The following is a 14,516-nucleotide window of genomic DNA, read 5'->3' on the forward strand; positions in this document are numbered from 1 at the left end:
TCGATAGGCTCGCTGAGAACGGACCCTCCCACACGTGACGACCACTCAACCGAAGCGGCAGCCTATCCCGTTTGGGAAGTACCTCCTTCTGGACCGCATCAACATTGGCGGCATGGCGGAGGTGTGGCGCGGGAAGCAGTTCGGCGCGAGCGGCTTCGAGCGGCTCGTCGCCATCAAGCGCATCCTCCCCAACATCGCGGAGGATGACGAGTTCATCTCGATGTTCATCGACGAGGCGAAGATCAGCGTCCAGCTGACCCACGCCAACGTCGCGTCCATCTACGAGCTGGGCAACATCCTGGGGAGCTACTTCATCTCGATGGAGTACATCCCCGGCAAGGACATGCGGGCCATCTTCGACCGGTGCCGGAAGAAGGGCGAGCCCGCCCCGGTGCCGCTGGTGGCCTACTGCGTGTCCAAGATGTGCGAGGGCCTGGACTACGCCCACCGGAAGAAGGACGGGATGGGGCGGGACATGAACATCGTCCACCGCGACATCTCGCCGCAGAACGTGCTGCTGTCCTACGAGGGCGAGGTCAAGGTCATCGACTTCGGCATCGCGAAGGCGGCCGGCAAGGCGACCAAGACGCAGGCCGGCATCCTCAAGGGCAAGTTCGGCTACATGAGCCCGGAGCAGATCCGCGGCCTGCCGTTGGACCGGCGCTCGGACGTGTTCGCCATTGGCGTGTGCCTCTACGAGATGCTGACCGGTGAGCGCCTCTTCGTGGGCGACAGCGACTTCAGCGTGCTGGAGAAGGTGCGCAAGGCGGAGGTGCCTTCGCCCACCACGTACAACCGGCGCATCCCGGAGGTGCTGGAGCGCATCGTCCTCAAGGCGTTGGCCAAGGACGTGGACGAGCGCTACCAGTACGCCAGCGAGCTGGGCGACGACCTGCAGCGCTTCCTCATCACCAGCGACACGATTTTCAGCCGCAAGGACCTCGCGCAGTACATGAAGTCCACGTTCGCGGAGGACGTGGAGCGCGAGAAGCAGCGCCTGCTGGACTACGCGGACATCAAGCCGCCCGAGGGCATGCGCGCCGCGCTGGAGGCCGCGTCCTTCAACAGCCCCATCCAGCCGGCCCCGCCGCCGCCCGCCGCAGTGCCGGTGGTGCAGCCCGTGGCGCCGCAGCCGCGGATGACGGGCTCCATGCCCGCTGTGCCCCCGGGCGGCGTGCGCCGCTCGCCCACGCTGGCCGCGCTGCCCAAGCTGACGGCCGCCACCGCCGCGCCCCCGCCCGACGACGACGAGGGCGGCGCGACGCAGTTGGTGTCCAGCGACCACGAGTTCGCCGACACGCCGGAGCCCACCACGCAGCCGGGCGCCGCCGTGGGCCGCGCCGTGACGCCGCTGGAGACGCCCGCCCCGCACCTGGGGGACGAGGACGGCCCCGTGAGTGGCAGGACGGCGGTCATCCCGCCGCCCGCGCCGCTGTCCCCGTCCAACCCGCCCCGGTTGTCGCACGCGAACATCCCGGTGGTGCGGCCCTCCACGACGGTGCCCACGCTGGCGCCCCTGGAAGCGCTGCCGCCGCCTCCCCCCTCGGCGGGGCCCACGCCTCGGACGAGCCGGGGTGGCGGGCTGCCTCGCATGACGCGGGACGTCCCCGTGGTCTCGGACCCGCCGCCGCGGCCCGCGCCTCCCGTGGCGCCGGTGGCTCCCGCCTACGAGGACGACGAAGACGAGGATGATTCGCAGGAGCGCCCCACCGGCGGGATGGCCGCTGTCGTGCCGAAGGACCCCAAGAAGAAGAAGCTGATCATGGGGGCCGCGGGCGTGGCCGCGGTGCTCGTGCTGGTCCTGCTCGGGTGGGCGTTCTCGGGCCCGGGCGTGGGTTACGTGCTGGTGGACCTGCAGAGCATCCCCGCGGAGGTTCGCAACCGGGTCCAGGTGCGCCTGGACACGCAGCTCGTGCCGCTGGAGGGCGGCAGCGCGACGCTGCTGCGCGAGGTGCCCGCCGGCAAGGTCATGGTGGTGGTGAGCGCGGAGGGCTACAACACCTTCACCAAGACGGTGGAGGTCTCCGCGGGCAAGGACGTCACGCCCGTGCAGGCGGCGTTGGAGAGCCTGGTGCGCACGGCGGCCCTGGTGCTCTCCACGGAGCCCGCGTCGGCCGAGGTGAAGGTGGACGGCCGGGTGGTGCGCGAGCAGGGCAAGACGGCCGCGTACATCAAGGACGTGCCCATCAACGGCTCGGAGTGGGTGGTGGAGATGAGCGCGCCGGGCCACAAGCCCGTGTCCAAGCGCGTGCCGGTGGCTGGCGGCGGGCCGGTGGAGCTGTCGCTCAAGCTGGAGCCGCTGGTGACGCGCATGGCGGTGAAGGTGGAGTCGAAGCCGGCCGGTGCCACCATCTTCGTGGACGGCAAGGACATGGGCGCTGTCACGCCCGCCGTCGTGCAGGTGTCCCCCAACGCCCGGCAGCTCACCTTGAAGCTGAAGTGCCACAACGAGGCAGAGGTGGACGTTCCGGACGCGGAGCCAGGCAATGAGCCGGCCACCGCGAGCGTTTCCCTCAAGCGGCAGCCGCGCTGCCGTTAGCCGAACGCCCGCTTCCCCACCGGGGGGCGGGCGCGCCAGCTCCCCACGCGGTGGAGCGAGAGGAGGCGGGAGTTCGTGAGCAAGGTGCGCAAGGTGAACAAGGCGGATCCGCTGGCGGATCTGCCGCGCTGGGCCCAGCAGTTGGCCCGGAAGTACTACACGAAGACGGTCAGCGCCTTCCTGCTGTACGGGGCCGTGCGCGACCTGCAGCCGCTGCAACTGGATGACGGCGGGCGCGGCTTCGGGACGCTCAAGACGTTCCTCTCCGAGGAGCTCTTTGGCGGCCGGGACCACGTCATCTTCTATGACCGCTCGTCGGGCATCCGCTCCTCGACGCCGGAGACGCAGAAGGACCTGCAGCGCGCCATGGCGGGTTACGACGCCATGTACGGCACGGACTACGCGAAGGTCATGCCTCGCGACCCGGGCCGCGCGCTCCAGATTCTGGAGAACTTCCTGCGCATGCGCCTGAGCGAGGGCCGCTCGCTGGCGCTCATCATCGACTTCGCGGAGACGCTCGTTCCCGGCGGGGAGATGAGCCACCTGTCCAGCGAGGACCGCTTCGTGGTGGCCACGTTGGACAAGTGGGCGCACGACCCGCAGTTCCTCGCGGGCGACGTGTCCGTGGTGTTGCTGGCGGAGAACCTGGCGGACGTGTCGCCGCGCATCAGCCGCAACCCGTACGTGGCGCCCATCGAGCTGCCCCTGCCCACCGAGGAGGAGCGGCTGGAGTACGTGCGCTACAAGCTGGAGGGCAAGCGGCTCCAGTCCGTGTCGGACGTGCCGCTGGCGGGCCTGGCGAAGATGACGGCGGGCCTGTCCCGCATCAACCTGGACCGCGTGCTCACCGAGGCGCTCGAGCGCGAGGTGCGCATCACCTCCGAGCTGCTCAAGGAGAAGAAGCGCGAAATCATCCAGGCGGAGTGCCACGGCCTGCTGGAGTTCATCGAGCCGGTGCACACGCTGGACGCGGTGGCGGGACACGCCAAGGCCAAGCAGATGCTGCGGCAGGCCGCCGCGGCCTTGAAGAAGGGCCGCATCGAGGTCATGCCCATGGGCTACCTGCTCGCGGGCCCCGTGGGCACGGGCAAGACGTTCATGGTGAGCTGCTTCGCCGGGGAGATTGGCATCCCCGTGGTGAAGTTCCTCAACTTCCGCAGCCAGTGGCAGGGCGTCACCGAGGCAAACCTCGAGAAGATCTTCAACCTGCTCAAGGCGCTGTGGCCGGTGGCGGTGATGATCGACGAGGCGGACACGTTCCTCGGCAACCGCGACTCTGGCGGGGACTCCGGGACGAGCAGCCGCGTGTTCGGCTCCATCGCCTCGTTCATGGGCAACACGTTCTACCGCGGGAAGATTGTCTGGTTCCTGATGACGGCGCGGCCGGACCTGCTGCCCATCGACCTCAAGCGGCAGGGGCGCGCGGAGGAGCACCTGGCGCTCTTCTATCCGCAGACGGACGCGGAGCGGGACGACCTGTTCCAGGTCATGTCCAAGAAGACGGGCGTCTCCGTGGACGGCATCGAGTCCTTCTCCACGCTGATTCCGGAGGGCGTGCGCGCCTTCAGCGGCGCGGACATCGAAGCCGTCATGGTGCGCTCCAAGTTCCGCGCGCTGGCGGACGGCCGTGAGGCCGTGACGAAGGACGACCTGGCCGCGGTGCTCGCGGACTTCGTGCCGCCCAGCTACCCGCTGGAAATCGAGCTGCAGAACCTGGTGGCAGTGCAGGAGTGCACCAGCCGCGAGCTGCTGCCCGAGGGCTTCCGTCAGCTCGACCGGGACTACATCACCCGGCGCGTGCGGGAGTTGAAGGCGCTGCTGGAGTCGCAGTAACGCGCCGCACCTCCAGGCGCTTGTCCTGGAGGCCCGGCCCGCTGAGACTCGGGGCATGGCTGCTGGCCCTATTGCCCCGCGTCCCTGGTTCGCGTTCTCCCTCGACCTGGCCCCGGTGACGGCGCATGAGCGCCTCCCGGGCCTGCCGCCCATTCCAGACGTGCTGGAGGGCGAGCTGGCCGAGGCGCTCGACGTGGATGTCGTCTACGACGTGGCCTCGCCCGTCTGGGGCGGGAAGGTGGCCCGGCTGGTGGACGCCCCAGGCCGCAAGCTGCCCGGCATGCTCCGGCGCGTGGACGCGGCCGACTGGGACGCGCTGGCCCGCCTGGAGGCCGCGATGGCCGGCGCCTCCGAGGTCCGGCCGGTGAAGGTGCGCAGCTTCACCGGCGCCGTGTTGACCGCGCAGGCCTTCACGCCCCCCGCGCCCACCACGCCCGCGCAGGGGGCCGTGAGTGAGGCCTTCCTCGTCACCCTGGCGCTGGCCGCCGAGCAGGCCGGGCTGTTCCCCGAGCACGTGGAGCGGCTCCAGGCGGAGGCCCGCATCGTCCAGGCCCTCCAGAAGGCGGGGCCCGGCGCCGCGCACCCACTCCCGGTCCCTGGGCGGAAGGGGTAGGTCGAACTCCAGGTGTGGGTTGGCGCTTCGATGCTTCTTCTCCGTCAGAAAACGGAGGTGTGACGCAACTCGGCGCGGCGAACGGCCGACGATGGGTAGGCGGGGCCCCACCTCGTGTCTCTCCTCGTCGGCCCCGAGGACATTCCGGATGACGCTGCGACCCACCACGACGCGAGCAGTCCCTCCGCGCCCGGCATCGGCCGCTCCGTCCACGAACGCCGTCACGACGCCCGGTGGGAGCTGGCGGCGCTCCACCGCGCGTGAGGTGTCCATCCGCGAGCTTCAGGAGAAGTTCGGCTGGAAGGACGAAAGCTGGCAGGTGGGGCTGATGCAGGCGGCGGACGCCGCGAGCACCAGCAAGTCGCGCGGTGGCAACGGCCAGGTGTCCGCAGCCGAGCTGGAGGCCTATCTCTCCGCGCCCGAGGACGGCCAGTACCTGACGTCCACGGCGCTCCAGCAGAAGCGGTCCGCGTTGGACGCGAAGCTGGCGGAGGCGGGCGGCGCCGCGGTGGATGTGGACGCCTTCGACAGTGGCTGGCAGGCCACGGTGGCGAAGCGCGCGGACCTTCTGGGCGGCAACGGCGATGGCCAGTTGAGCGCGGACGAGCTGGACGCGTTCATCCAGGCGTCGAAGGCCGGGAAGCACGCCGAGACGCGCTGGGTGCCCGACCAGCAGATGGCGGCGCTGCAGAGCCGTGTGGCCGAGGCCGCCGGTGAGGTGGACCCCCTGCGTCCGACGGGCGACGCCGGTTCGGAGGCGCTCAGCCTGGTGAAGGAGTACTCGCGCCTGTCGTTGGACCAGGGCGCGAATGTGCCCACGTTCGTGAGCTACATGCTGTCCGCGTCGGACATCCGGGAGACGCCGGCCACGGTGTCCCGGCTGGAGAGCACCTTCGTTCGCGACCCGGAGCTGGGCCGCGACGGCGTGACGGACTCGGACTACACGCGGACCGGCTTCGACCGCGGCCACATGAAGCCGGCCGAGGACTCGCCCACGCAGGAGGCGATGAACGAGAGCCACCAGATGACCAACATCGCCCCACAGCACGGCAACCACAACCAGCAGGTGTGGCGCACGCTGGAGCAGGGCGTCTCGGGGCTCGTGAACGCGCAGGGCGGCAAGGCGTACATCGTCACTGGCAACCTGTACCTGGATGACCAGGGGCAGCCGCTGCCGCCGGAGGCGCGGGAGACGACGGGGGCCGGTGCGCGCCGCCTCGCCGTGCCCACGCACAACTTCAAGACGGTCCTCCACGAGCTGCCGAACGGCAACCTCACGATGTACGCGTACCTGGTGCCGAACTCGAAGGACGGGCCGTCGAAGAAGGACGACATCCTTCCGCTGCTCGACGCGCACCGCGTCCCCGTGGACCGCATCGAGGAGCTGCTGGGGCAGGACCTCTACGCCAACCTGCCTCAGCGCGTGCAGGACCGACTGGAGAAGGGCACCCCGAACGAGGGCGTCTTCCAGCGCAACAGCCTGTACTTCGCGGCCAGCCTCTTCCGCTTCGCGCCCGGCAACTGACCGCGAGGCGCCTCGCTTCCTCGTGAACGCCGTGCGCATGGGCGTGGGCGTCCCTCAGGCCACGGGGCGCGGAACGCCCAGGTGCGGGTCGTCCACGTGTTCGACGACGGCCACGCGGTCTCCCACGGAGAGCGCATCGTGCAGCACGCGCACGGCTTCGTTCGAGTGGCGGATGCAGCCGTGCGAGACGTCGGTGCCGAGCAGGGACGGCAGGTTCGTCCCGTGCAACTCCTCGCCCGAGTGCCGGCCATCCGCCCAGGAGAGGTCGAGCATGCGCACGCCGAAGACGTGGCGGTCGTTCCACAGCCGCGCGCCCGCGGCCTCGGTGGCGAGTTGATCCAACTTCGTGCGGACCACTTTGAGGCCCGTGCGGGTCGGTGAGGCTGTCGCGCCCGTGGCGTTGGGGAAGATGTCCACGAGTTGTCCACGGGGGTCGAAGAGGAACGTCCGGTGCTCGCGCAGCGCGACCACCACGCGGACGGGCTGGCCGTCGAAGAACGCGGAGGGCAGGGCGCGTGACTGCCCGCGCATCCCTGGAGCTGGAGCCAGCGCATCCAGCGCGCGCAGCGTGGCGGCATCCAGCGTGCCCGTGGGGAGAACGGTGGGGAAGGTGCTCGCGGCATGGACCTGGAAGTTCCGGAGCGCGCGGGCAGTGTGTTCGCCGTGGACTCCGTCCGCGCCGCCGTGCAGAGCGAAGCCCATGTCGAGCAGTGCGGACTGAATGGCACGGAGGCCCTCGCCCCGACTTCCCGGGCCGAGCACCTGCGCTCCCGACGCGACGTCGGCCAACTGCGGCAGGCCGGTGAAGCGCGCGTTGGTCGGGGGCAGGGGCGTTCGCGCGAGCCGGTCGATGCCGTCCATGGACGGTGGTGTCTCGGACGGTGGACGTGCCTCCCGGGCGGGCTGAGGGCCTGGGGTAACGGTGATGCGGGAGGCAGTCTCGAGTCCGTGTCCTGTCTTCCCTAGGGCGGGGGGTGGTGCCGCGGCTGGAGCGTCAGGTGGAGGGAACGCGATGCGTGCCTGCGATGGCGAGATGGATGAGGTCATCCCCGGCCTCAGTGCAAACCGCTCGCCCGGCGAATCCACACGAGGCCTGCCTTTGAGACCTGTCCCTGCCACCACGACGTTCCTGAACCTGGACCTCGAAATCCGGAGCCCACACCAGCTCTCGGGCCTGGTCCGCGCGCTGGCACCGGGCGCGTTCGCGCTTCACGAGGAGCCGCACTTCGCCTGCCTGGAGCTGTCCTCCTGGCCGACGTGCGTGGAGCCTGCCCTGATGGATTTCGTGGGGCTCATCCATGCCCTTCCCGAAGGGGCGCGCGCGGCGTGGGACGGCTGCACGCAGCGGCGCTTCGATATCGGGATTCAGGCGGGGCCGGAGCCCGCTTCATGCGTCTTCAAGGTGCCGGACGTCGTCGTCCGGCAGCTCGCCAGCGTGGGCGCGGAGCTCGCCTTCACCGTGTACGCGCCTGAGGTTACGGCGCGCTGAGCAGCAGCACCTTGCCCGTGGGGAGGGTGCGGTGGTCCTTGATCTTGTTCCACCGCATGATGTCGTCGACGCTGACGCCGTAGCGCTGCGCCACGGACCAGAGCGTCTCGCCTTCCGCCAGCGAATGGACCTTGCCGGGCTTGCCCGCGGGCTTGGTGGTGGTCACCGTGTGCTTCGCCAGCACCGTCCCGCCGCGCTCCTGCACGCTGGGGGTGGTCTTGTCGCCGTCGGGCCAGACGTACAGCGTGGAGCCCACCTGAAGCGTCGGGTTGCGGCGCTTGAGGTTGTTCCACTGCTTCAGCGAGTCCACCGACACGTTGAACTTCGTCGCAATCACCCAGAGGCTGTCGCCGGACATCACGCCGTAGGTGATGCGCTGGCGCCCGTTGAGGGTCTCCTTTTTCACGGGGCCCGCGGCCACGGGGCCCTTGGGCGCGCCCGCGGGAACCTCGTCTTGGGGCCGCACCACCACGCCGCTGCGACGGGCCTGCGCCACCTTCGAGGCCAGCGCGCCACCCGAGCTCTTCCCGGCGGGAATCGGAATCACCAGCTCGCCGCCCACGCGCAGCGTGCGCGCGGACTTGAGCTGGTTCATCTGGAGGATGGCCTCGGAGGCCGTGCCGTACTTCTCGGCGATTTGAGACAGGGTGTCGCCGCGCTTCACCTGGTGGATGCGGAAGGTGAGCCGCTCCGCCGGGCTGATGCGCTTGTAGTTCTCCGCGAACTGCGTCCCCGTCCCCTTGGGGAGCCGGAGCGTGTAGGGCTTCTTGGCCGTCGCGGGCGGCGTGCACCAGCGCTTCAGCTCCGGGTTGAGGTCCTGCACCACCTTGACCGGCACCCCGGCCGCGCGAGCCACGACGTCCAGGTCCGCCGCGTCGGTGAGCTGCACCTCGTCGAAGTCGAGCACGGGCTCGGGGTCGAACTCCCGCTCATGAAAGCCGAACGCCGTCGGCTGCTTGGCCACCAGCGCCGCGGCAATCAACTTGGGAACGTAGTGCTTGGTCTCCTTCGCGAGCCCGCGCTCCTCCGACAGGAGCCAGAAGTTGGTGGTGCCGTGCCGCTCCACCATGCGCCGCACGCGTCCGGAGCCGGTGTTGTAGCCGGCCCACGCCAGGTACCAGTGCCCCAGCTCTCGCTTGAGGTCCTTCAGGTAGGACGCGGCGGCGTGGGTGGCCTTGATGGGGTCCCTGCGCTCGTCCACCCAGAAGTCCTGCTTCAGTCCGTACTGCTTGCCGGTGCTGGAGATGAACTGCCAGGGGCCGGCCGCGTGCGCCCACGAATAGGCGTGCGCGGAGAAGCCGCTCTCGATCATCGCCAGGTAGACGGTGTCCTTCGGCAGGCCGTACTGCTCCAGGATGGGGTGCATCACTGGCACGTACCGGGCCGCGCGCGACATCCACTTGCGGAACCAGCGCCTTCCCGGGCCCTGGAAGAACTGGACGTACTGGGCCACGAGCGGCTGCATCTCCACCGGGATGTCGTACCGGTCCTGAATCTGGCTGACGTCGAAGGAGGCGAGGTCCGTGATGAGCGGAATCTCCGGCAGCTCCTCGTCCTCGCGGAAGGTGTACTCGTCGAGGGCGTCCAGCATCCGCATCCGCAGCGGGTTGGCCAGACCGAGCCGCCGCAGCGACTGCATCACCTCGGCGGTGGAGCGCGAAGCGGGGTCCAGCGTGGCGCCTTCCAGCGCGCGCAGCTCCTCCAGTTCCGCCGATTCGGATTCAACGGCGTCACGGGTGGCCTCGTCGTCCTCGGCGTCGTCCGCCGCCAGCAGGCCCGTGCCCGGCTCCAGTGGCTCCACCGTGTCATCGTCCCCTTCCGCAGGGGACGCCGTGGCGGCGGGCTCGGCCGAGGCCGGGGCGTTCTTCGTGTTCTCGGCCGCCACGGCGGTGGCGGGCGGGGAAGTGTCGCTTGCGGTGGCGGACTTCGACTCCACCGTCTCCGAGGCGGGCGCCGTCTGCTTCGCGGTGGCCGCTTCCTGGTTCGGCGCGGGCTGCTTCGTCTCCGCGGCCAGCGCCGGAGTGGCGGTGGTTGCCTGCTTCGCGTTCGTGGCTTCCAGGTCTGAGACAGGCTGCTTCGCGTCCGCCGCCGGAGTCGTTGCAGCCGGGGCCGTCTGCTTCGCGTCCGCTGCCGGAGTCGTCGCAGCCGTGGCCTTTTGCTTGGCGTTCGCGGAGGGCTGCTTCGTGTCCGCCGCCGGAGTCGTAGCCGCCGTGGCCGTCTGCTTCGCGGTCGCGGCGGGCTGCTTCGCGTCCGCCGCCGGAGTCGTCGCAGCCGTGGTTGCCTGCTTCGCGTCCGCCGCCGGAGCTGTCGCGGCCGGGGCCGCCTGCTTCACATCAGCCGGAGACGCCGCGGCGATGATTGCCTGCTTCGCGGCGCTGGGCGCCATTCTTCCCGGGGCCGCTCCGCCCACGGCGGGAGCGACAGCTCCCGCGGGCAGCTCCCCCAGGGGGACCCTCATCCCGTTCGACGCCAGGACCCGGGCCTCGACGGGAGTGTGCCCCACGGGCGGCGGGGCGAGTCCCGATGCGGGAGCCGAGGTCAGGGCAAGCAGGAGCAGGGGTAGAGGCGGCATACAGTCGCGGGGACGGGCGCCCGGAGGCGGGCGAAAGCCGTGAGTATTCGCTCTTTTCCTTGACAGTCAAACAAGGAGTCGCTGTGTGCGCGCCGTTCCGGACCCCTGGTGGGGGCAAACGCCCGAGCGAGGCCCTGGATTCCTGGAGGGCTACGGCTTCCCGTGCCCCGGCCCCACGATTCGCGGCAGGTAGGTCGCGAAATCGAAGTGAGGCGAGTTCTCCGGGTTGTGACACGTGACGCAAACGCTCTCGCCCGGCGACGCGATGATGTTGCGGGCCGAGGGTGCGTCCGCGTGCTTCGACCCCGGGCCGTGGCAGCTCTCGCAGCCCACGTCCTCGCGGCCCGCCACCTTGTCGAGCCGGCACACGCCGCCAGGCTGCTCCCAGCCCGTGACGTGGCACCCGACGCAGTTGAGGTGGAACTGCTTGCCCGCCTGCTCAAGGGTCTCCCAGGCGTGGTGGTGCTTGGACTTCTCCCAGACGGGGAAGGCCTCCTCGTGGCAGGTGCGGCACGGCTCATTGCCCACGAAGCCCGCGCTGCCCGGCGGCGGCGGGGGACAGTCCTGTCCGTGCGCCTTCGCCCAGGCGAGGTTCATCTTCCCCACGTCCGCGTCGTAGGCGGTCACCAGCGCCAGGGCCTCCGCGTCGGAGGGGAGGCTGGACTCCAGCGGGACGAAGCGCAGCGTGAAGGCGTTGCCCGCGCCCGTGGCCACGGGCGGCGTGTTCAACAAGGCCTGTCGCCGCGCCACCAGCTCGTCGCGCTTGGCCTGCTTGAGCGCCTTGAGCTGCGGGTCGGTGCCGGGGCGGTTGATGTCCTTGTCCAGCAGCTCCGCCCGCTTCTCCAGTCCCTCGGCCTCGCGCTCCAGGTCCTCCTGTCCCTTCTGGAGGGAGAAGGCCCCCGGCTGCGTGCCGTACGCCAGGTCCACGCGCAGGAGCGAGCGTCCCTTGCTCTGCAGCGCCACCACGGGCACCTGCGCGCGCACCAGCCGGTTCTGCTCGCCGCTGAATTCGGTGGCGGTGCGGGTGGCGACGACGACGTCCGCCTTCAACCCGGGCTGCTCCACCGCCTTCTGGGCCGCATCCAACGTGACATCCAGCAGGCCCACCACGAAGTCCGCGCCCTGGGCGCGAGCCTGGGCGCTGGCCTCGACGAGCTGCGCGGCCGTGGACGCCGCCACGATGCCCACCTTCCGCGCACCCGCGGGCAGCAGCTTCACCTCGCCGGGGGGAAGCTCCGGAAGGCCGAGTCCCTTGCGAAAGTCCGCGCCCTGCGTGTCATCCAGCGGGCCGGTGGCGCGAACCGACAGGCCCATGCGCCGCATGGCGTCCGCGAGCGCCTTCGCCTTGCGCTCCTCCTGTGGCACCTGTCCCGGCTTGAGCTGGAGCTCGCCAAAGAGGCTGTTGCCGCCATCCACATAGAGGACGGGCAGGGGGCCCTTGCGCGCGTCCTGCACCTGCGCCGCGGCGCGGGCGATGCCGCCGCGCATGTTCTCGCTACAGCCGCACGGGCCCAGGTAGCCCCGCGTGTCGGCGGAAACGAAGAGGATGGCGCCCTCGGGCGCGGCGGCGGGCTTCGACTGGGAGGCGGCCTCGGCTTCAGCGGGCCGGGGCGGCGGGTCCTTGCGTGCACACCCGGCGAGCGACGCGGCCACCAGGGCCGCGGCGAGGAGGGCGCGCATGGGGCTCACCAGAGGATGCTCTGCACCAGTTCGTCGATCTTCTCGCCCATGGCCTCCAGCCCGTTCACCTTGGACAGGGAGCCGTCGGCGCCGACCTGCTCGGCCAGCTTGGACAGCTCGTCGTCCGGGAGGCTGGAGAAGAGGACGATGGGGATGTCCTGGGTGCCGTACTCGTTCTTGAGCGTGCGGCAGATGTCCGTGCCCTTGGCCTCGGGCATGTGGATGTCGGTGAGGATGAGGTCGGGGCGCCACGTCTGCAGCGTCTTCTCGAACTCCATGAGCGTCGAGGTGGCGATGACCTCGTAGCCGCGCGCCTCGAGCACGGCCTTCTCCATCGCGAGCGTAATCTCGCTGTCGTCAATCAGGAGGATTCTTCGCTTCTCGGACACGGCGACCTTCCTTGTCCCTGTTTCTATCCTACCCCCACGCGCCGCACCAACGCTTTCCCGTGAGCGCCTGGCGCCGGAGTTTCCCTGATTTCGGATGTCCACCGCCGCACGGTCGCCCGCCGGGGTGCCGGGGCTGACTTCTTTCCAGTGAGACATCCAAAAGGGGATATGGAAGTCAGTCATGATGCACCGTGACAGTTGGACTCAGAGAGCACGCATCCTGGCCCTGGCGCTGGGACTGCTAGGGAGCCTTCCTGCCGCCGCGCTCAACGCGGGCCTCGGGACGCCCCCGCCCACCGTGGACCGGCAGACGCCGCAGGCCTCCGTCCAGGGCTTCCTGGCCGCCGCGCACCGGGGGGACTACGAAACGGCGGCCCATTACCTGGACCTGGATTTCATCCCCCGCGCCCAGCAGAAGGAGCGGGGCTTCCAGCTTGCCCGCGCGCTCAAGTTCGTGCTGGACCGCAAGCTGCCCGTGGACGTGAGCGCGCTGAGCAAGGAGCCCGAGGGCGACCCGGCCGACGCGCGCTACGACCAGATTGGCACCATTCCGTTGCAGGGGAACTCCGTCCCCATCCGTGTCCAGCGCGTCCCCGCCGAAGGGGGGCTCGTCTGGGTCTTCAATGAGTCCACCATGCGGCAGGTGGACCCGCTCTTCGCGGAGTACGGCCCCCGGCTGGTGGGCTTCCTGCCGGCCTTCTTCTTCAGTGACACGGTGCTGGGGCTGGAGCCCTGGCAGTGGCTGGGGCTGCTGGTGACGGTGCTGGGCAGCCTGGTCCTGTCGGTGTTGCTGGAGCGCCTGGTGCTGGCCCTCGCCCGCCGGGTGGCGCGGTGGACCAAGTTCACGTGGGAGGACGACGTGGTGTCCTCGGGGAAGGGGCCCCTGAAGCTGCTCGCCTTCTCCGCGCTGTTGGTGGTGGGCACGCTGCTGCTGCGACTGCCGCGTCCCGCGCAGGGCTTCTTCATGCGGGTGGGCTACTCGTTGAGCGTCGTGGCGCTGGCCTGGGCCGTGCTGCGCATCCTCCACGTCTCCGCCGCCTTCGTGCAGAGCCGCGTGTCGTCGGAGATGAAGGACGCGACGCGGGCGCGCAGCGTGAGCACGCAGTTGGTGGTGCTCCGGGCCATCTTCGAGGTGGCCACCTATGTCATCGCCGCCGCGCTGCTGCTCATCCAGTTCGAGGTGGTGCGAAACGTCGGTGTGTCGCTGCTGGCCTCCGCTGGTATCGCCGGCCTGGTGCTCGGCCTCGCGGCGCAGAAGTCCATTGGCACGCTGCTGGCCGGCATCCAGCTCTCCATCACCCAGCCCATCAGCATTGGTGACACGCTCATCACCGAGGGCGAGTGGGGCACGGTGGAGAAAATCACGCTCACCTACGTGGTGCTCCGGACGTGGGACCAGCGCCGCCTGGTCATCCCCATCACCCAGTTCCTGGACAAGCCGTTCCAGAACTGGAGCAAGGGCAACCCGGAGATGCTGGGGCCCGTCATCCTCCAGGTGGATTTCCAGACGGACATCGACGCGCTCCGCGTGGAGCTGCGCCGCATCCTGGAGAACGAGGGCAAGGACATGTGGGACGGCCGCGTGGCGACGGTGGTCGTCATGGACGTGCTGGACCGGACCCTCACGGTGCGCGCGCTGGTCAGCGTGTCGGACTTCAGCAGGCTCTTCGATTTGCGGGCGCTGGTGCGCGAGAAGCTGATTGCCTACCTGCGCACGAAGCCCTTGTGGCTGCCCGTCACCCGCACGGAGGCGCGGCCCTTCCCGCTGCCGGAGCCGTCGCCGGCCCTGGAGCCGCAGGCGCCCGCCACCCCGCCCACGCCGCCCCGGGCGTAAAAACCCGTCACCCCCAGGTGAGTGAGTCCTTGCCTGGGGGCA

10 protein-coding genes are annotated in these 14,516 nt (G+C 70.0%); 6 read left to right on the forward strand and 4 right to left on the reverse strand.

What is annotated here, in order from left to right; all coding sequences use genetic code 11:
• Positions 1 to 34 precede the first annotated feature (34 nt).
• The 4 genes from A176_RS05910 to A176_RS05925 all read left to right on the forward strand — a co-directional run bounded on the left by A176_RS05910 (position 35) and on the right by A176_RS05925 (position 6,510).
• Positions 35 to 2,539 (forward strand): serine/threonine-protein kinase, encoded by a 2,505-nt coding sequence (locus tag A176_RS05910; RefSeq protein WP_002634507.1) that lies wholly within the window; start codon positions 35 to 37, stop codon positions 2,537 to 2,539.
• 75 nt (positions 2,540 to 2,614) lie between these two features.
• Entirely contained in the window at positions 2,615 to 4,372 is a 1,758-nt protein-coding gene (locus tag A176_RS05915) for an ATP-binding protein (protein WP_002634506.1), read from the forward strand.
• A 55-nt stretch (positions 4,373 to 4,427) separates the two neighbouring features.
• Entirely contained in the window at positions 4,428 to 4,985 is a 558-nt protein-coding gene (locus tag A176_RS05920) for a gamma-glutamylcyclotransferase (RefSeq protein ID WP_002634505.1), read from the forward strand.
• A 148-nt stretch (positions 4,986 to 5,133) separates the two neighbouring features.
• Positions 5,134 to 6,510, forward strand: a complete 1,377-nt coding sequence (locus A176_RS05925) for a DNA/RNA non-specific endonuclease (RefSeq protein WP_226994210.1) — start codon at positions 5,134 to 5,136, stop codon at positions 6,508 to 6,510.
• 54 nt (positions 6,511 to 6,564) lie between these two features.
• On the opposite strand, the gene A176_RS05930 is transcribed toward A176_RS05925, so the two are convergent.
• Positions 6,565 to 7,557, reverse strand: a complete 993-nt coding sequence (locus A176_RS05930) for a L,D-transpeptidase family protein (protein WP_044889614.1) — start codon at positions 7,555 to 7,557, stop codon at positions 6,565 to 6,567.
• 52 nt (positions 7,558 to 7,609) lie between these two features.
• On the opposite strand from A176_RS05930, the gene A176_RS05935 reads away from it, so the two are divergent.
• Positions 7,610 to 7,999: a hypothetical protein gene (locus A176_RS05935; protein WP_021781093.1), complete on the forward strand. Its 390-nt coding sequence runs from the start codon at positions 7,610 to 7,612 to the stop codon at positions 7,997 to 7,999.
• On the opposite strand, the gene A176_RS05940 is transcribed toward A176_RS05935, so the two are convergent.
• The 3 genes from A176_RS05940 to A176_RS05950 all read right to left on the reverse strand — a co-directional run bounded on the left by A176_RS05940 (position 7,986) and on the right by A176_RS05950 (position 12,640).
• The gene (locus A176_RS05940; RefSeq protein WP_002634500.1) at positions 7,986 to 10,385 is read right to left on the reverse strand and encodes a LysM peptidoglycan-binding domain-containing protein; all 2,400 of its coding nucleotides are present in this window, start codon (positions 10,383 to 10,385) and stop codon (positions 7,986 to 7,988) included. The genes A176_RS05935 and A176_RS05940 overlap by 14 nt on opposite strands.
• Positions 10,386 to 10,721: 336 nt before the next feature.
• Positions 10,722 to 12,251: a multiheme c-type cytochrome gene (locus A176_RS05945; RefSeq protein WP_002634499.1), complete on the reverse strand. Its 1,530-nt coding sequence runs from the start codon at positions 12,249 to 12,251 to the stop codon at positions 10,722 to 10,724.
• Between the two features lie 5 nt (positions 12,252 to 12,256).
• Positions 12,257 to 12,640: a response regulator gene (locus tag A176_RS05950; protein WP_002634498.1), complete on the reverse strand. Its 384-nt coding sequence runs from the start codon at positions 12,638 to 12,640 to the stop codon at positions 12,257 to 12,259.
• 181 nt (positions 12,641 to 12,821) lie between these two features.
• On the opposite strand from A176_RS05950, the gene A176_RS05955 reads away from it, so the two are divergent.
• Positions 12,822 to 14,474, forward strand: a complete 1,653-nt coding sequence (locus A176_RS05955) for a mechanosensitive ion channel family protein (RefSeq protein ID WP_002634497.1) — start codon at positions 12,822 to 12,824, stop codon at positions 14,472 to 14,474.
• Positions 14,475 to 14,516: the final 42 nt, after the last annotated feature.

Origin of the sequence: Myxococcus hansupus (genome assembly GCF_000280925.3) — a bacterium.
GTDB classification, from domain to species: Bacteria; Myxococcota; Myxococcia; order Myxococcales; family Myxococcaceae; genus Myxococcus; species Myxococcus hansupus.

Excerpts from the sequence above, each read along its gene's own strand:
- A176_RS05925 (WP_226994210.1), top strand. The coding sequence starts at position 5,134 with ATGACGCTGCGACCCACCACGACGCGAGCAGTCCCTCCGCGCCCGGCA.
- A176_RS05945 (WP_002634499.1), bottom strand. The coding sequence starts at position 12,251 with ATGCGCGCCCTCCTCGCCGCGGCCCTGGTGGCCGCGTCGCTCGCCGGG.
- A176_RS05920 (WP_002634505.1), top strand. The coding sequence starts at position 4,428 with ATGGCTGCTGGCCCTATTGCCCCGCGTCCCTGGTTCGCGTTCTCCCTC.
- A176_RS05955 (WP_002634497.1), top strand. The coding sequence starts at position 12,822 with ATGATGCACCGTGACAGTTGGACTCAGAGAGCACGCATCCTGGCCCTG.
- A176_RS05940 (WP_002634500.1), bottom strand. The coding sequence starts at position 10,385 with ATGGCGCCCAGCGCCGCGAAGCAGGCAATCATCGCCGCGGCGTCTCCG.
- A176_RS05930 (WP_044889614.1), bottom strand. The coding sequence starts at position 7,557 with ATGACCTCATCCATCTCGCCATCGCAGGCACGCATCGCGTTCCCTCCA.